The organism is Streptomyces sp. Z423-1, assembly GCF_013009255.1.
Classification (GTDB): Bacteria; Actinomycetota; Actinomycetes; order Streptomycetales; family Streptomycetaceae; genus Streptomyces; species Streptomyces gossypiisoli.
Genome location: NZ_CP053109.1, coordinates 7,001,565 through 7,017,902 on the forward strand (window position 1 = coordinate 7,001,565; position 16,338 = coordinate 7,017,902).

Genomic DNA, 16,338 nt, shown 5'->3' on the forward strand with positions numbered 1-16,338 from the left:
ACGGGGGCGGGGGGACATGGCCAGGCGTGAGCGCGTCATGAGGATGTCGGTCGAGCAGCCGCTGTGGCGTGCGCTCATGGGATACCGCGTCCTGACCATGGTGTACGCGATCGGCCTCTTCGTCAGCGCCTACGACGAGGTCGCCCGCCCCGGCGTGACCGTCGCCTACCTGGCCGTCCTGGCCGTCTGGACCCTGGCCACCCTGCCCAGGGTCGCCAACGCCGCCAGCTGCACCAAGCGCTTCCTCGCCGTCGACCTCGCCATCGCCCTGGCCGGCATCCTGCTCACCCGGGTCGCCGAGACCCCCGAGCGGATCGACGCCGGTGCCCCGACCCTGCCGTCGATATGGACCGCGGGCGCCGTGCTGGCCTTCGCCATCAAGGGCGGCTGGCGCTGGGCGGCCTTCGCGTCCACGCTGGTCGCCGCCGCCAACCTGGTCCACCGCTCCGGCGTACCGACCCGCGACACCGTCCACATGGTGCTGCTGGTGTGGATCGCCTCCATCGCCATCGGCTACGTCGTCGAGGTCGCCCGCGCCTCCGAGCGCACCCTCGCCCGCGCCCTGGAGATCGAGGCCGCGACCCGCGAGCGGGAGCGGCTCGCCCGGGACATCCACGACGGCGTGCTCCAAGTGCTGGCGATGGTGCAGCGGCGCGGCGCGGTCATCGGCGGCGAGGCGGCCGAGCTGGGCCGCATGGCCGGTGAGCAGGAGGTGGCCCTGCGCACGCTGGTGTCCGGCGGCATGGTGCCCGTCTCCCGGGCCTCGGAGGACGCCGCCGAAGGGGCGGTCGTACGCACCGTCGAGGAGCCGGACGACGACGGCGGCCCCGTCGACCTGCGCGCGCTGCTCGCCCCGTTCGCCGCGGCCCGGGTCAGTCTCGCCGAGCCCGGCGCGGCCGTCCTGCTGCCGCCGTCCGCCGCGCGGGAGCTGGCCGCAGCCGTGTCGGCCGCGCTGGACAACGTCCGCAAGCACGCCGGTGCGGGCGCCCGGGCCTGGATCCTGGTCGAGGACGAGCCGGACGCGGTGATCGTGACCGTACGCGACGACGGCCCCGGCATCCCCGAGGGCCGCCTCGCGCAGGCCGAGGGCGAGGGACGCCTCGGGGTGGCGCTGTCCATCCGGGGCCGGCTGCGCGACCTGGGCGGCACGGCCGAGCTGATATCGACGCCCGGACAGGGCACGGAAGTCGAGCTGAAGGTACCGAAGCAGATGGCGCGGGGGCAGCGATGAGCGAACAGCAGGACCCGATCAAGGTGATGGTGGTCGACGACCACCCCATGTGGCGCGACGCGGTCGCCCGCGACCTGGCCGAGTCCGGCTTCGAGGTGGTCGCCACCGCGGGCGACGGCGACCAGGCGGTACGCCGCGCCAAGGCGGCCGCGCCCGACGTCCTCGTCCTGGACCTCAACCTGCCCGCCAAGCCCGGCGTGCAGGTCTGCAAGGAACTCGTCGCCCACAACCCGGCGCTGCGCGTCCTGGTGCTGTCGGCGAGCGGTGAGCACGCCGACGTACTGGAGGCCGTGAAGTCCGGCGCGACCGGCTATCTGCTGAAGTCGGCGTCCACGGAGGAGTTGCTGGACGCGGTCCGCCGTACGGCCGTCGGCGACCCGGTCTTCACGCCGGGCCTGGCGGGGCTGGTGCTCGGCGAGTACCGGCGCCTCGCCTCCGACCCGGCGCCCGGTGCGGCGACCGACGCCGACGAGCCCGGGGCGCCCCGGCTGACCGACCGCGAGACCGAGGTGCTGCGGCTGGTCGCCAAGGGCCTGAGCTACAAGCAGATCGCCGAGCGGCTGGTCATCTCCCACCGCACGGTCCAGAACCACGTCCAGAACACCCTCGGCAAGCTCCAGTTGCACAACCGGGTGGAACTGGTGAGGTACGCGATAGAGCGCGGCCTCGACGAGGAATAGGACCCTTCCCGGCCCGAACCAACCTTGCGCCGACTCACCGAATTTCCCTTACGGGCCATGCCGTAGTGACCTGAGTCACCATTAGCGTGCTGGTACGGCACACGGCACACGGCACACGGCAACCGCGGCGAAGGGACAATTCCATGCGGGTCGGAGTACTGACCGGGGGCGGCGACTGCCCCGGGCTCAACGCCGTCATCCGGGGCATCGTCCGCAAGGGCGTGCAGGAGTACGGCTACGACTTCGTCGGCTTCCGGGACGGCTGGCGCGGTCCGCTCGACGGTGACATCACGCGCCTCGACATCCCGGCCGTGCGCGGCATCCTGCCCCGCGGCGGCACCATCCTCGGCTCCTCGCGCACCAACCCGTTCCAGCACGACAACGGCGTCACCCGGATCAAGGAGAACCTCGCCAAGCACGAGGTCGACGCGCTCATCGTGATCGGCGGCGAGGACACCCTCGGCGTCGCCGCACGGCTGTCCGGCGAGTACGGCGTGCCCTGCGTCGGCGTCCCGAAGACGATAGACAACGACCTGTCCGCCACCGACTACACCTTCGGCTTCGACACCGCCGTCGGCATCGCGACCGAGGCGATCGACCGTCTGCACACCACCGCCGAGTCCCATATGCGCGTCCTGGTCGTGGAGGTGATGGGCCGTCACACCGGCTGGATCGCCATCCACTCCGGCCTGGCCGGCGGCGCCAACGTGATTCTCATCCCCGAGCAGCGCTTCGACGTCGACCAGGTGTGCGCCTGGGTGACGTCCCGGTTCAAGGCGTCGTACGCCCCGATCGTCGTCGTCGCCGAGGGGGCCGTGCCCAAGGACGGCGACATGGTGCTCAAGGACGAGTCCCTCGACTCCTACGGGCACGTACGGCTGTCCGGGGTCGGCGAGTGGCTGGCCAAGGAGATCGAGAAGCGGACCGGCAAGGAGGCCCGGACGACCGTCCTCGGGCACGTCCAGCGCGGCGGCACGCCCAGCGCCTTCGACCGCTGGCTCGCCACCCGCTTCGGCCTGCACGCCATCGACTGCGTCCGCGACGGCGACTTCGGCGCGATGGTCGCCCTGCGCGGCACCGACATCGTGCGGGTGCCGATCGCCGAGGCCACGGCCCGGCTGAAGACGGTCGACCTCAAGCTCTACGAGGAGGTCGGGGTGTTCTTCGGCTGATCCGGCGTCCCGCGAGTATCGGCCGTGAAGGGGGTATGGGTCGTATATTCGGCCCATACCAGTACAGAACAGGAGATGTCGTGGAGATCCTGGCCTTCGGTGTACAGGCCGACGAAAAGCCCCTGATCGAGCGGGCCTTCCAGGGCCACCGCGGCATCCGCTGTCTGGACGTCTTCCTCACCGAGGACACCGCCCCCATCGCCGCCGGCCACGAGATCATCTCCACCAGCGTCAATGCCGACCTCGGCGCGCCGGTCCTGTCCACCCTCGCGGCCGGCGGGACCCGGATGATCGCCCAGCGCTCGACCGGCTTCAACAACATCGACCTCGACGTGGCCGAGCGGCTCGGCATGACGGTGGCCCGGGTGTCGTACTACTCGCCGTACGCGGTCGCCGAGTTCGCCTGGGCCCTCGCCATGGCCGTCAACCGCCGTATCGTCCGCGCCTCCACCCGCACCCGCGACTTCGACTTCCGCCTCGACGGCCTGATGGGCCGCGACATGCACGGCCGCACCGCCGGCGTCCTCGGCACCGGCAAGATCGGCGAGGCGTTCGCCCGGATCGCACACGGCTTCGGCATGCGGCTGCTCGGCTGGGACATCGCCGAGAACCCCGAATGCATGCAGCTCGGCATGACGTACGTCCCCAAGGAACAGCTGCTCGCCGAGTCCGACCTGGTCACCCTGCACGTCCCGCTGATGCCGGAGACCCGGCACCTGATCGACGTGCCCGCCCTGAAGTCGATGAAGGACGACGCGATCCTGATCAACTCCAGCCGCGGCGGCCTGATCGACACCGCCGCCCTCGTCCACGAGCTGCGCGCGGGCCGCTTCACGGGCGTCGGCCTCGATGTGTACGAGGCGGAAGCCGGGCTGTTCTTCCTCGACAAGTCCCTGCAGGCCATCGAGGACGACACCCTGGCCCGCCTCGTCACCTTCCCGAACGTCCTGGTCACCTCCCACCAGGCGTACTACACCGAGGACGCGGTCGGCCAGATCGTCGACACCACGCTGCGCAACATCCTCGACTACCGGGCCGGCCGCCGCTCGGAGAACGTGCTGGTGCCGCGCAGCTGACCGATCAGCTCCTGCACGATGTCGGCGCCGTTCAGCGTCAGCACCGACTCCGCGTGGAACTGGACACCGGCGAACCCGTCTCCCCGCAGGGCATGCACCTCACCGGAGTCGCTCCGGCTGACCTCGATCCCGTGCGCGGCCAGCTCCGCCGCCGTCTCGTCGTCGCAGCGCGCCACGAAGCTGTTGTAGAAGCCGACGGTCTCGGCCCGCCCGAACAGATCGATCGTCGTCTGCGCCCCCTGGTACGGCACTTCCTTCCGTACGATGTCCAGCCCCAGCTCGGCGGCGATCAGCTCGTGCCCCAGGCAGACGCCCAGCACTCCGTGCCGGTGCCCGCGAACCACCTCGGCGGTCAGCTCCCGCAGGAACCGCATCTTCGGATCGTTCAGGTCGGACGGGTCGCCGGGGCCGGGCCCGATGACCAGCGGCCCCTCGTGCGCGAGCACGGCCTCGCGCAGGCCCGGTTCGTCGTAGCGGCGGACGGTGACGGTGAGGCCCGAGGACCGCAGCACGTGCGCGAGCATCACCGTGAAGGTGTCCTCGCCGTCGACGACCAAGGCGTGCCCGGTGAGGTCCGCCGTCTGCTCCTGCATCCGCAGCCAGAAGGGGGCGAGGGAGGCCCGGCGCCCGTCCAGCGCGGCCCGCACCCGGGGATCGTCGGCCAGCCGCGGCCGTACAGCCTCCTCGCGCGGCCGCTGCTCCAGCACGCCCAGAGCCGCCAGCATCCCCGCCGCCTTCGCGTGCGTCTCCGCGACCTCGCCCGCCGGGTCCGAGCCGCGCACGAGCGTGGCGCCCACCGGCACGCGCAGCCGCCCGGCGGCGTCGATGTCGGCGGTGCGGATGAGGATGGGGGAGTCCAGGGTCTGCGCTCCGCCCGAGTCCCGGCCGAGCAGGGCGAGGGCCCCGCCGTAGTAGCCGCGTCCGCCGGCTTCGTACCGCTCGATGACCCGGCAGGCGTTCTGCACCGGCGAGCCGGTGACGGTCGCCGCGAACATGGTCTCCTTCAGTACCTCCCGGACGTCCAGCGAGGACTTGCCGCGCAGCTCGTACTCGGTGTGCGCCAGGTGCGCCATCTCCTTCAGCCGCGGCCCCACGACCACTCCGCCCATGTCGCCGACCGCGCACATCATCTTGAGCTCCTCGTCGACGACCATCGACAGCTCCTCGATCTCCTTGCCCTCGGCGAGGAAGCCGAGCAGGTGCTCCGGGGTGGGCCCCTCGGCGGGATAGCGGTACGTCCCGCTGATCGGGTTCATGACGACCGTGCCGCCGGACATCCGCACGTGCACCTCGGGGCTGGCGCCGACGAGGGTCCGGTCACCGGTGTGCACCACGAACGTCCAGTACGCACCCCGCTCCCCGACGAGCAGGCGCCGGAACAGCGCCAGCGCGTCGGCCCGGCCGAACCCCGGGATCTCACCCTCGTACGTCCGCCGGACGACGAAGTTGGCGCCCTCGCCCCGCCCGATCTCCTCCCGCAGCACCCGGCCCACGATCCCGGCGTACTCCTCGTCCCCGACGTCGAAGCCGCCGCCCTCGACGCGCACCTCGTGCGCCGGGAGCCGGCGCAGCGCCTCGGCGAGCGGGATGGCGTACGACTCCTCGGGGACGAGCGCCAGCAGCGGGGTGCCGTCGTCGCGGACGTCGAAGCCGCGCTCGCGGATCTGGCGGTGCGGGACGAGCGCCAGGCCCTCGTCGGGCAGGTCGGCGAGGCGGTCGTACGCCGTCACGGGGCCGAGCAGCAGTTCCACGGTGTCGTGGTCGTGGCCCGGGGTGCGGCGGCGGAGCAGGGCGAAGGGGCGGTCGTCGTGCGGGAGCTGTGCCAGGTCCATGGTTCCTCTTCCGTCGTCGTGATCGGGTCGAGGAACGGCCGCGGAAACGCCGAAGGCCGCCCCTCGGGCGGCCTTCGCGAAGTTTTGCGTACGCGCAGTCAGTGGGCCGCCGAAGAAGCGGTCCACCACCAGCTCTGGATCGAGTGCGCGAACATACGCCGCACCCTACCCCATGTCCGCAGAGCGTTACCGGCGTCTCACTTCCTGGGCAGCGGCAGGAAGGCCGGACATCACCCCGTAATGTTGAGCTTGTGACCGTGAACGCTAAGACCAGCTCCCACGCTGGCAACACCTGGCGAGACCTGCCCGCGGCGCAGCAGCCCGAGTACCCCGACCCCGAGGCTCTGCGCGCAGTGATCGCGGACCTCGAGTCGTATCCGCCGCTCGTCTTCGCGGGCGAGTGCGACCAGCTGCGCGCCCGGATGGCGGCCGTCGCCAAGGGAGAGGCGTTCCTCCTCCAGGGCGGCGACTGCGCCGAGGCCTTCGACGCGGTGTCCGCGGACCAGATCCGCAACAAGCTCAAGACCCTGCTCCAGATGGGCGCCGTGCTGACGTACGCCGCGTCCGTGCCCGTGGTGAAGGTGGGCCGGATCGCCGGCCAGTACTCCAAGCCGCGCTCCAAGCCGACCGAGACCCGCGACGGCGTGACTCTGCCGACCTACCGCGGCGACTCCGTCAACGGCTTCGACTTCACCGAGGCGGCCCGGGTCCCGGACCCGGAGCGGCTGAAGCGGATGTACCACGCGTCGGCCTCCACGCTGAACCTGGTCCGCGCCTTCACCACCGGCGGCTACGCCGACCTGCGCCAGGTGCACGCCTGGAACCAGGACTTCGTGAAGTCGTCCCCGTCCGGCCAGCGCTACGAGCAGCTCGCCCGCGAGATCGACAACGCGCTGAACTTCATGCACGCCTGCGGGGCCGACCCGGAGGAGTTCAAGACCGTCGAGTTCTACTCCTCGCACGAGGCGCTGCTGCTCGACTACGAGTCCGCGCTCACCCGCGTCGACTCGCGCACCGGGCAGCTGTACGACGTCTCCGGGCACATGGTGTGGATCGGTGAGCGCACCCGTCAGCTGGACCACGCGCACATCGAGTTCGCCTCGAAGATCCGCAACCCGATCGGCATCAAGCTCGGCCCGACGACGACGGCCGAGGAGGCGCTGCAGTACATCGAGCGCCTCGACCCCGAGCGTGAGCCCGGCCGGCTGACCTTCATCGTCCGCATGGGCGCCGACAAGATCCGCGACAAGCTCCCCGAGCTGGTCGAAAAGGTCACCGCCTCCGGCGCCACCGTGGCCTGGGTGACCGACCCGATGCACGGCAACACCTTCGAGGCGGCCTCCGGCCACAAGACCCGCCGCTTCGACGACGTGCTCGACGAGGTCAAGGGCTTCTTCGAGGTGCACAAGGCGCTCGGTACGCACCCGGGCGGCATCCATGTCGAGCTGACCGGTGACGACGTCACCGAGTGCGTGGGCGGCGGCGACGAGATCTTCGTCGACGATCTGCACCAGCGCTACGAGACGGCCTGCGACCCGCGGCTGAACCGCAGCCAGTCGCTGGACCTGGCGTTCCTGGTCGCGGAGATGTACCGGGACCAGTAGCCGTTCGCCTCTTACCGGCGCATGCATTGGGGCGCGGATCACAAACGATCCGCGCCCCTCTACTTTTGCGGTCCGGGTGTGCCGGGTAAGGTTAGGTTAGCCTCACCGATCAACGGGGACGGCACCATCGATCAATCCCGGCGGGAGGTGAAGCGCGTGTACGTCTGCAGTTGCTTCGGCATCACCGAGCAGCAGGTCAGGCAGCATGCGGCGGACGGCGCCTGCACCCCTCGCCAGATCGCCTCGGCCTGCAAGGCGGGAACGGACTGCGGCGGCTGTGTACGCCGTATCCAGGCACTCCTCGGCCGTGGCAACTGCCCGCGCCGGGAGCTGGCCGACCAGGGCAGGTCGCCCCTGGCCGATGTGGCGCCGCCCGCCGCGCAGGTGACCGCCGACGCCGCCTGAGTGCCTCAGGCGCCGTAGCTGCCCGATTCCTTGGAGTCCGGCTGGCTCTGCTCGATCAGCGTCGACAGATAGAGCGACTCGCCGAGCTTCTCGATCAGTTCGAGCTGTGTGTCCAGGTAGTCGATGTGGTGCTCCTCGTCGGCGAGGATCGCCTCGAAGAGGTTCGCCGACGTGATGTCGGCCTTGGCGCGCATGATCTCCACACCGCGCCGCAACCGGTCGATGGCCTCCACCTCGATCTGCCGGTCCGCCTGGAACATCTCGGCCACGGTCTGGCCGACGCGGACGTGGAACAGCCGCTGGTAGTTGGGCAGACCGTCCAGCAGCAGGATGCGCTCCGTGAGCGCCTCGGCGTGCCGCATCTCGTCGAACGACTCGTCCCGGGTGTACTTGGCGAGTTTCGTCCACCCCTTGTGGTCCTGCAGCTTGGAGTGCAGGAAGTACTGGTTGATCGCGGTGAGCTCGGCGGTCAGTTGCTCGTTGAGCAGTTCGAGCACCTCGGGGTCGCCCTGCATGAATGGGCTCCTTCCACGTCGGGAGGTCGAAACGGGAGGTTGCCGCCGCATGATTGCACCGCACGTCGAAGATCGTCCAGTAAGTGCGTACTTAGTAAGTAAGGGCATGCTTAGTGTGAGTTGTCCGATTTCGCACTGGGCTGGTCCTGTGCACCGTCCGCCGTCTGTCAGGATGGAGTCATGGGTCATCCGGTGGAGCGCGAATCTGGAGCAGCGGCATCGTTCGAGCTTCCGCCGGGTCAGCGAATGCAGCGCGGATGGCCGGTCACGCACTACGGTCCGGTGCCCAAGTTCCGGCCCGAGCGCTGGGAGTTCAGGGTCTTCGGCGCCACCGCCGACGGGGACAAGCGCTGCTGGACCCACGAGGAGTTCACGGCCCTGCCGTACACCACCGTGGTGGCCGATCTGCACTGCGTCACGAAGTTCAGCATGCTCGGCGCGGAATGGGGCGGAATCCCCGCCCGGACCGTCCTGGAGCTCGCGCCGCCCGCCCCGAACGTCACCCATGTGATGGTGTGGGCGGAGTACGGGTTCAGCTCCAATCTCCGGCTGTCGGACTTCGCCTCCGAGCACACGATCTTCGCCACCCACAAGGACGGCGAACTCCTCACCGCCGAGCACGGCTTCCCGCTCCGCCTGATCGTCCCGCACCTGTACGCCTGGAAGGGCCCGAAGTGGGTGCGCGGCGTGGAGTACATGACCGCCGACCGCCGCGGCTTCTGGGAGGAGCGCGGCTACCACAACATCGGCGATCCGTGGAAGGAGCAGCGCTACTCGTACCAGGAGCAGCCCGGGGACGGCCCCGAGCTCTGACTCCTGCCTGGGGGCTTACCCGTCCCTGAGTTTCTTCAGCCGCTCGACGTCCGCCGCGTGACCCTGCTTGCCGCCGGGTGTCTCGATGATCAGCGGTACGCCCTCGGTGGCGGGGTGGGTCATCAGGGCGCGGAACGGGTCCTCGCCGATGTGGCCGGCGCCGATGTTCTCGTGCCGGTCCTTGTGGGCGCCGACCAAGTCCTTGGAGTCATTGGCGTGGATCAGCTTCAGCCGGCCCTCGCCGACCGTGTCGACCAGCAGGTCCAGCGTCTGGTGCATCCCGTTCGGGCCGGTCAGGTCGTGCCCGGCGGCGAAGATGTGGCAGGTGTCGAGGCAGACGCCCAGCTTCGGGTGGGCGTCCAGGGCCTCGAAGTACGGCCCGAAGTCCCAGGTGCGTGAGCACAGCGAGGAGCCCTGGCCGGCCGTGGACTCCAGCAGCAGGTACGGGTCGTCGTCGGTCAGCTCGTCGAGCAGCGGCAGCAGGTACTCCCGTACCTGCCGCAGCGCCACCGACCGCTCCCGCTCGCCGGTCGCGCTCCCGGTGTGCACGACCACGCCGAGCGCGCCGATCGCCCGCCCGCGCCGCAGCGAGTGCCGCAGCGACCGCACCGACTGCTCGACGGTGGCCTCCGTGTGCGAACCGAAGTTGATCAGGTACGGCGCGTGCACATACGCCGGGATCGACTCCTCCGCGCACGCCGCGCGAAACGCTTCGTCCTGCCGCGGATTACCGGCCGGCGTGGCCCAGCCACGCGGGTTGGCGACGAAGACCTGCACGGTCTCGGCCTTGAGGTCGTGGGCGTAGGTGAGGCCCACGGAGTGCAGGCCGCCGGCGACGGGGACGTGACCGCCGATGGGGTTGCGGGAGGGGCCGGGGTGTTGACTCTTCACCCGTTCAGGGTGTCATGCGCCCCGGGGTGCCCCGTCAGCGGATCTTCATCGATCAGCGGTCCGGCCGGTGATCGTCGGTCAGCGGATCTCGATGGTGATCGTCGACCCCTTGGGTGCGGTCTCGCCGCCCTCCACGGACTGACCCCGCACGGTGTCGCCGAACAGGCCGAGCAGCCCGCGGTCCTCCTTGACCTCGAAACCGGCGTCCTGGAGCTTCTGCTTGGCCTCGCCGACGCTGTCGCCCACCACGTCCGGGACCTCGATCATCTCCGGCCCCTTGGACAGCGTCAGCGTCACCGTGTCGCCCTCGGCGGCCTGGCCGTCGGGCCCCGGGTTCTGCCGCGCGACCTGACCCGCCTCGTACTCCGAGTTGATCCGCCCGGACACGATCCGCACCTTCAGGCCCGCCTCCTGGAGCCGCTCCCTGGCCTCGCCCAGGTCACGGCCGGTGACGTCGGGGATGTCGACGGGGGCACCCTTGCTGACGGTGAGCGCGATCGCCTTGCCCGCGCGCGTGGTCGTGCCTGTCGCCGGGTCCGTGCTGATCACGAAGCCGCGGGGGACGTCCTCGCTGAAGGCCCGGGTCACCATGCCCGGCTCCAGCCCGCTGTCCTTGAGTACGCTGCGTGCCTTGTCCAGCCGGTAGCCCGCGAGATCCGGCACCTTCACCGTCTCGGGGCCGTCGGAGACGGTGAGTGTCACGGAGTCGTTGTGCCGGATGCGGGAGCCCGGCGCCGGGTCGGTGCTGATGATCGTGCCGCGCTTCACCGTGTCGCTGTAGGCGTGCTTGACCTGCCCGACCTCCAGCCCGGCGTCCGCGAGCCGGTCCTTGGCCTGCGCCTCGGTCTTCGCCAGCAGCGGCGGGACCTCGGTGAACTGGCCCGAGTTGATGTACCAGACGCCCACACCGAGGCCCAGCACCAGCAGCACGGCGGCGACGATCGTGACGACCGCGCGCGGGCGGCGGGAGCGGCGGCGCGGGGCGTCCAGCGGCGGGGACTCCAGCCGGCTGGTCCGGTGGTACTCGGACTCGTCGCCGTCCTCGTTGACGGGCAGCTGCCGCAGCGCGGTCAACGCGCGCGGGATCACGCTCGTACGGTCGTCGGCGTTGTCGTGCTCCCCGCTGATCGCCTGCGGGGGCACCGCGTCGAGCTGGCCCTCACTGAGCGCGCCGCGCGCCTCGCGGACCCGCGCGAGCAGCGCCACGGCGTCGTGCGGGCGGATCTCCGGCATGCGGGCGGTCGCCGTGGCGACCAGCTCGTCCAGCTCGTACGGCAGGCCCGGCACGGCCGCCGAGGGTGGCGGCACGTCGTCGTGGACGTGCCGGTAGAGCACCTGGGCGGGGGAGTCCCCGCTGTGCGGCTTGGCGCCGGTCAGCATCTCGTACAGCACCACACCGCACGCGTACACGTCGACGCGGGGGTCGACGCTGCCGTGCTCGATCTGCTCCGGGGCGAGGTAGGAGACGGTGCCGAGGACGGAGCCGGTGGTGTGGGTGACCGCGTCCACGGCCCGGACCAGCCCGAAGTCGGCGACCTTGACCCGGCCGTCGTCCCCTATGAGGACGTTCTCCGGCTTCATGTCCCGGTGCACGAACCCGGCGCGGTGCGCGGCGCCCAGCGCCGCCAGCACCGGCTCCAGGATGTCCAGCGCGGCCCGCGGCTGCAGCGCCCCGCGCTCGCGCAGCACGTCCCGAAGGGTGCAGCCGGAGACGTACTCCATGGCCAGGTAGACATACGACCCGTCGGCCCCCTGGTCGAACACCTGGACGACATTGGGGTGGGCGAGCCTGGCCACCGACTTGGCCTCGCGGATGAACCGCTCGACGAAGGAGCCGTCGGCGGCCAGGGTCGGATGCATCACCTTGAGCGCGAGCACACGGTCGAGGCGGGTGTCCACGGCCCGGTAGACCGTGGCCATCCCGCCGACCGCGATCCGCGCGTCGACGCGATAACGGCCGTCGAGCAACTGCCCGACCAGAGGGTCCTGAAGGGTCGTGTCCACGCAGGCGAGTGTACGAGCCGCCGCCGACACTCCTTGCCGCTTCCGGCGGCATCGGGGCGGGACTGCAGCCGACCTGTGACGTGTCTTACCCAGCTGCGGGCACGCACCGGTCCTACTCAACTGCGGGCACGCGCGCGGTCACTGGAAAGCGGGCCGCTCCGGATCCAGCGCGGCCATCCCCTCCACCGGCGACGACGCCTCCGCGAAGTGCCGCCGAGGGATACGCCCCGCCAGCCGGGCCAACCGCCCCGCCTCCACCGCGTTCCGCATGGCGGCCGCCATCAGCACCGGTTCCTGTGCCCGGGTGACGGCCGAGGCGAGCATCACACCCGCGCACCCCAGCTCCATCGCGAACGCCGCGTCCGACGCCGTACCGGCTCCCGCGTCCAGGATCACCGGCACGCGCGCGTGCTCGACGATCAGCTGGAAGTTGTGCGGGTTGCGGATGCCGAGCCCGGAGCCGATCGGCGACCCGAGCGGCATGATCGCGGCACAGCCCACGTCCTGGAGCCTGCGTGCCAGCACGGGGTCGTCATTGGTGTACGGCAGCACGGTGAAACCGTCGTCCACCAGCGTCTCCGCCGCCTCCAGCAGCTCGATCGGGTCCGGCAGCAGGGTGCGCTCGTCGGCGATGACCTCCAGCTTGATCAGCTCGGTGCCGAGTGCCTCGCGCGCGAGGCGGGCGGTCAGCACCGCCTCACCGGCCGTGAAGCAGCCGGCCGTGTTGGGCAGCACCCGGATGCCCAGCTTGTCCAGTACCGACAGCACCGAGCCGTGCACATCGGGGTTCACGCGCCGCATCGCGACCGTGGTCAGCTCGGTCCCGGAGGCGACCAGCGCCCGCTCCAGCACGTCGAGGCTGGGCGCGCCACCGGTGCCCATGATCAGCCGGGAGGTGAAGGTCGTACCCCCCAGGACAAGGGGATCGTCGGCCATGGGTCAGCCTCCTTGGACGGCGGTGAGGACTTCGACACGGTCCCCCTCGGACAGGGGCGTGGTCGGCCACTGCGCGCGCGGGACGACGGTTTCGTTGAGGGCGGCGGCCACTCCGGAGGGCGCCGGGGTGAGGGTGCGTACGAGGGCGTCGAGAGCCGTGCCGTCGGCGATCCGGCGGGGCTCCCCGTTGACGGAGATGATCATGCGGGCTGCTCCGTGAGTACGGCGCTGAAGCGCTTCGGCGTGAAGGGACGGGCCACGTCCGGGAGTTCACCGGTGGTCAGGACGTGCGCCATGACGTCGCCGGTGACCGGGGTGAGCAGGACGCCGTTGCGGTAGTGGCCGGTGGCCAGCAGCAGGCCGTCCAGCTCGGTCGGGCCGAGCAGGGGCGCGTTGTCGGGCGAGCCGGGGCGCAGCCCGGCCCGGGTCTCCGTCAGGGGCAGCTCGGTGATACCGGGGACCAGCTCGTGCGCGTCGCGCAGCAGCTCGTACACGCCCCCGGCGGTGACTGTGGTGTCCCAGCCCATTTCCTCGCTGGTGGCGCCGACGACCAGTTCGCCGCTCTCGCGCGGCACCAGGTAGACATGGCTGCCGCGCACCACCGCGCGCACGGTGCGGCTCAGGAACGGCGCGTGGACCGGCGGCACGGTCAGCCGCAGCACCTGCCCCTTCACCGGCCGCACGGGCGGCAGTACGGCGTCCGGGACACCCGCCAGCCGCCCGCTGAGGCTCCCGGCGGCCAGCACCACCTGCCCGGCGGCCAGCTCGGCCCCCGCGCGCGTGACAGCCCCCGCCGCCCGCTCTCCGGTGACCAGCAGCCGCTCGGCCCACTCCCGGTGGAAGACCACGCCCGCCCGCTCGCACGCGGCCACCAGGGCCCCCGCGAGCCGACGGGGGTCGATCTGGTGGTCGCCGTCGACCCGCAGCCCGCCGCGCACACCCGGCGCCAGCATCGGCTCCAGGCGGCGGCAGTCCCGGCCCGACAGCCACTCGGAGGCGAGCCCCGACCGCCGCTGCAGGGCGTGCAGTTCGCGCAGATGGGCGCGGTCGTCGGCGTCAAGGGCGACGGCGAGCGTGCCGCACCGGCGGTAGCCGAGGTCGTGGCCGGTGAGGTCGGTGAGCTCGGCCGCGAAGTCCGGATAGCGGCGGGCCGAGGCGAGGTTCAGACCGAGCAGGGTCTCCTCGCCGTAGTGCAGTTCCGTGACGGCGGCCAGCATGCCGGCCGCCACCTGGGCGGCCCCGCCGCCCGGCTCGGGGTCCACCACGGTGGTGGCGAATCCGCGCTGCGCGGCCCGCCAGGCCGTGACCAGGCCGATGATTCCGCCCCCGATGACGAGGACGTCTGACGTACGTGCGGAAGACGACACGGGCGCTCAGCCCCTCCCTTCGCCGGCATGACCCGGATCAGGTTCGTACGGTCGGAGGCCGCCAGCCTCCCTCTCAGCCCGGTGCGTCCGGGCTCCCGCGAGTGCTTTACGGTGGCCACCCTAGCTCTTGCCGCCACGCATCTGTAAGGGAGCCTCCTGGCATGCCCCGCTCACTCGACGGCCTCGTCCTCTCGCCCGTCGCCGACCAGGCACCGGGTCAGGTCGGGACCCGCACCCGGTTCACGTACCACGAGCAGGACGGCGAGATCTGGGCCGAGTACGCGGGTGGGGACGTGGTCCGCGGGTACCTGGTGGGGACCCGCGAGGGCGACCGGCTGGACTTCCGCTACGTGCAGCTGAAGCGGGACGGGACGACGTCCTCGGGGCACTGTGTGTCGACGGTCGTGGAACTGCCGGACGGGCGGGTGCGGCTGGAGGAGAGCTGGGAGTGGGAGTCGCAGCCGGGCAGCGGGACCAGCGTGGTCGAGCAGGTCGGCCGGTGATGTGGAGCAGCTCACTGGGTCCGCCCCCTGACTGACAATCTGTCAGTTGTCTATGGTGATCAGGTGAGCGAGCAGACGAGGGCACAGGCGCGGCGCGTGGTCGTCGTGGGCGCGGGCATGGCCGGGGTGCAGACCGCCGTCGCCCTGCGGGAACAGGGCTTCACCGGCACCGTGACGCTGATCGGCGCCGAGCCCCACCAGCCGTACGACCGGCCGCCGCTGTCCAAGGCCGTCCTGCTCGGCAAGGCCGAGGGCTCCGCCTTCGACGTCGACTTCGAGGCGCTCGGCATCGACCTCCACCTCGGGCGCGAGGTGACCGGCGTCCGCACCGGTGACCACGAGCTGGACACCGAGGCCGGGCCGGTGCCGTACGACGTGCTGGTCCTCGCCACCGGCGCCGAACCCATCACCCTGCCGGGCGCGGAGGGCGTCCCAGGGGTGCATCTGCTGCGCACCCTCGACGACGCCGAACGGCTGCGGCCGGTGCTCGCCCGGCAGCACGACATCGTGGTCGTCGGCGCGGGCTGGATCGGCGCGGAGTTCGCCACGGCCGCCCGGGAGGCGGGCTGCGCGGTGACCGTCGTGGAGGCCGCGGACCGCCCCCTCGTCGGGTCGCTGCCCGCCGAGGTGGCCGCGCCGATGGCCGCCTGGTACGCCGACAGCGGGGCCGTCCTGCGCACCCACGCGCGCGTGCGGCGTGTCGAGCCCGGCGCGGTCGTCCTGGACGACGGCTCGCGGGTGCCCGCCGACGCCGTCGTGGTCGGCATCGGCGCCCGGCCCGCCACGCGCTGGCTCACCGGCTCCGGCATCGAGCTCGGCGCGCACGGCGAGGTCGTGGCCGACGACCACCTGCGCACTTCGGCGCCGGACGTCTACGCGGTCGGCGACTGCGCGTCCTTCCCTTCGGCAAGGTACGGCGAGCGGTTGATGGTGCACCACTGGGACAACGCCCTGCAGGGACCCCGTGCGGTCGCGGCGAACATCATCGGCGAGGCGGTCGGCGAGGCACCGGCGGTCTACGACCCGGTGCCGTACTTCTGGTCCGAGCAGTTCGGGCGGTTCGTCCAGTACGCCGGGCACCACGCGTCCGCCGACGCCACCGTGTGGCGCGGTGACCCGGCCGGGCCCGCCTGGTCGGTGTGCTGGCTGCGCGAGGGCCGGCTGGTCGCCCTGCTGGCCGTGGGCCGGCCACGGGACCTGGCGCAGGGACGTCGGCTGATCGAGGCCGGGACCGCGATGGATCCCGAGCTGCTGGCCGACCCGGCGCGCCCGCTGAAGGCGGCCACGGCGTAACGCGTTCTCGCAGGTG

Annotated in this window: 16 protein-coding genes and 1 riboswitch; of the genes, 9 read left to right on the forward strand and 7 right to left on the reverse strand. The window is 71.5% G+C overall.

Going from position 1 to position 16,338, the window contains the following annotated elements; all coding sequences use genetic code 11:
* Positions 1 to 16: 16 nt before the first annotated feature.
* The 4 genes from HJD23_RS31520 to HJD23_RS31535 all read left to right on the forward strand — a co-directional run bounded on the left by HJD23_RS31520 (position 17) and on the right by HJD23_RS31535 (position 4,159).
* Positions 17 to 1,231 (forward strand): DUF5931 domain-containing protein, encoded by a 1,215-nt coding sequence (locus HJD23_RS31520; protein ID WP_171115388.1) that lies wholly within the window; start codon positions 17 to 19, stop codon positions 1,229 to 1,231.
* Complete coding sequence (locus HJD23_RS31525) at positions 1,228 to 1,911, forward strand: response regulator transcription factor (RefSeq protein ID WP_171115386.1); 684 nt, start codon at positions 1,228 to 1,230, stop codon at positions 1,909 to 1,911. The genes HJD23_RS31520 and HJD23_RS31525 overlap by 4 nt, the downstream gene beginning before the upstream one ends.
* Positions 1,912 to 2,054: 143 nt before the next feature.
* Positions 2,055 to 3,083, forward strand: coding sequence for a 6-phosphofructokinase (locus HJD23_RS31530; protein ID WP_171115384.1), 1,029 nt, complete (start codon positions 2,055 to 2,057; stop codon positions 3,081 to 3,083).
* Positions 3,084 to 3,163: 80 nt separating this feature from the next.
* Complete coding sequence (locus tag HJD23_RS31535) at positions 3,164 to 4,159, forward strand: 2-hydroxyacid dehydrogenase (protein ID WP_171115382.1); 996 nt, start codon at positions 3,164 to 3,166, stop codon at positions 4,157 to 4,159.
* Here HJD23_RS31535 and HJD23_RS31540 read toward each other — a convergent pair.
* On the reverse strand, positions 4,111 to 5,991 hold the full coding sequence (locus tag HJD23_RS31540) for an anthranilate synthase family protein (RefSeq protein ID WP_171115380.1): 1,881 nt from the start codon (positions 5,989 to 5,991) through the stop codon (positions 4,111 to 4,113). The genes HJD23_RS31535 and HJD23_RS31540 overlap by 49 nt on opposite strands.
* Positions 5,992 to 6,242: 251 nt before the next feature.
* Here HJD23_RS31540 and HJD23_RS31550 point away from each other — a divergent pair, with 251 nt between their 5' ends.
* Complete coding sequence (locus HJD23_RS31550) at positions 6,243 to 7,595, forward strand: 3-deoxy-7-phosphoheptulonate synthase class II (RefSeq protein ID WP_171115378.1); 1,353 nt, start codon at positions 6,243 to 6,245, stop codon at positions 7,593 to 7,595.
* 147 nt (positions 7,596 to 7,742) lie between these two features.
* On the forward strand, positions 7,743 to 8,000 hold the full coding sequence (locus tag HJD23_RS31555; protein WP_171115376.1) for a (2Fe-2S)-binding protein: 258 nt from the start codon (positions 7,743 to 7,745) through the stop codon (positions 7,998 to 8,000).
* Positions 8,001 to 8,005: 5 nt separating this feature from the next.
* Here HJD23_RS31555 and bfr read toward each other — a convergent pair whose 3' ends face one another.
* Positions 8,006 to 8,515, reverse strand: a complete 510-nt coding sequence (gene bfr, locus HJD23_RS31560) for a bacterioferritin (protein ID WP_171115374.1) — start codon at positions 8,513 to 8,515, stop codon at positions 8,006 to 8,008.
* Positions 8,516 to 8,695: 180 nt separating this feature from the next.
* Between bfr and HJD23_RS31565 the strand changes: the two genes are divergently transcribed.
* Positions 8,696 to 9,328 carry a sulfite oxidase-like oxidoreductase gene (locus HJD23_RS31565; RefSeq protein WP_171115372.1) on the forward strand — a complete coding sequence of 211 codons (633 nt, stop codon included), beginning with the start codon at positions 8,696 to 8,698 and terminating at the stop codon, positions 9,326 to 9,328.
* Between the two features lie 15 nt (positions 9,329 to 9,343).
* On the opposite strand, the gene HJD23_RS31570 is transcribed toward HJD23_RS31565, so the two are convergent.
* The 5 genes from HJD23_RS31570 to thiO form a co-directional block, all read right to left on the reverse strand.
* Positions 9,344 to 10,219, reverse strand: a complete 876-nt coding sequence (locus tag HJD23_RS31570) for a deoxyribonuclease IV (RefSeq protein ID WP_171115370.1) — start codon at positions 10,217 to 10,219, stop codon at positions 9,344 to 9,346.
* A gap of 78 nt (positions 10,220 to 10,297) precedes the next feature.
* Positions 10,298 to 12,223 carry a Stk1 family PASTA domain-containing Ser/Thr kinase gene (pknB, locus tag HJD23_RS31575; RefSeq protein WP_171115369.1) on the reverse strand — a complete coding sequence of 642 codons (1,926 nt, stop codon included), beginning with the start codon at positions 12,221 to 12,223 and terminating at the stop codon, positions 10,298 to 10,300.
* A 138-nt stretch (positions 12,224 to 12,361) separates the two neighbouring features.
* Positions 12,362 to 13,159 (reverse strand): thiazole synthase, encoded by a 798-nt coding sequence (locus HJD23_RS31580; protein WP_171115367.1) that lies wholly within the window; start codon positions 13,157 to 13,159, stop codon positions 12,362 to 12,364.
* Between the two features lie 3 nt (positions 13,160 to 13,162).
* Entirely contained in the window at positions 13,163 to 13,363 is a 201-nt protein-coding gene (thiS, locus tag HJD23_RS31585) for a sulfur carrier protein ThiS (protein ID WP_171115364.1), read from the reverse strand.
* Positions 13,360 to 14,526 carry a glycine oxidase ThiO gene (thiO, locus tag HJD23_RS31590; protein ID WP_171115362.1) on the reverse strand — a complete coding sequence of 389 codons (1,167 nt, stop codon included), beginning with the start codon at positions 14,524 to 14,526 and terminating at the stop codon, positions 13,360 to 13,362. The genes thiS and thiO overlap by 4 nt, the downstream gene beginning before the upstream one ends.
* Positions 14,524 to 14,635, reverse strand: a riboswitch (TPP riboswitch). (Overlaps the previous gene by 3 nt.)
* A gap of 52 nt (positions 14,636 to 14,687) precedes the next feature.
* Between thiO and HJD23_RS31595 the strand changes: the two genes are divergently transcribed.
* Both HJD23_RS31595 and HJD23_RS31600 read left to right on the forward strand, forming a co-directional pair.
* A complete protein-coding gene (locus HJD23_RS31595) occupies positions 14,688 to 15,029 on the forward strand; it encodes a hypothetical protein (protein WP_171115360.1) in 342 nt (113 codons plus the stop codon).
* A gap of 63 nt (positions 15,030 to 15,092) precedes the next feature.
* Positions 15,093 to 16,322, forward strand: a complete 1,230-nt coding sequence (locus HJD23_RS31600; protein ID WP_171115358.1) for an FAD-dependent oxidoreductase — start codon at positions 15,093 to 15,095, stop codon at positions 16,320 to 16,322.
* Positions 16,323 to 16,338 lie beyond the last annotated feature (16 nt).

Excerpts from the sequence above, each read along its gene's own strand:
- HJD23_RS31520 (WP_171115388.1), top strand. The coding sequence starts at position 17 with ATGGCCAGGCGTGAGCGCGTCATGAGGATGTCGGTCGAGCAGCCGCTG.
- HJD23_RS31525 (WP_171115386.1), top strand. The coding sequence starts at position 1,228 with ATGAGCGAACAGCAGGACCCGATCAAGGTGATGGTGGTCGACGACCAC.
- HJD23_RS31530 (WP_171115384.1), top strand. The coding sequence starts at position 2,055 with ATGCGGGTCGGAGTACTGACCGGGGGCGGCGACTGCCCCGGGCTCAAC.
- HJD23_RS31540 (WP_171115380.1), bottom strand. The coding sequence starts at position 5,991 with ATGGACCTGGCACAGCTCCCGCACGACGACCGCCCCTTCGCCCTGCTC.
- bfr (WP_171115374.1), bottom strand. The coding sequence starts at position 8,515 with ATGCAGGGCGACCCCGAGGTGCTCGAACTGCTCAACGAGCAACTGACC.
- HJD23_RS31565 (WP_171115372.1), top strand. The coding sequence starts at position 8,696 with ATGGGTCATCCGGTGGAGCGCGAATCTGGAGCAGCGGCATCGTTCGAG.
- HJD23_RS31580 (WP_171115367.1), bottom strand. The coding sequence starts at position 13,159 with ATGGCCGACGATCCCCTTGTCCTGGGGGGTACGACCTTCACCTCCCGG.
- thiS (WP_171115364.1), bottom strand. The coding sequence starts at position 13,363 with ATGATCATCTCCGTCAACGGGGAGCCCCGCCGGATCGCCGACGGCACG.
- HJD23_RS31595 (WP_171115360.1), top strand. The coding sequence starts at position 14,688 with ATGCCCCGCTCACTCGACGGCCTCGTCCTCTCGCCCGTCGCCGACCAG.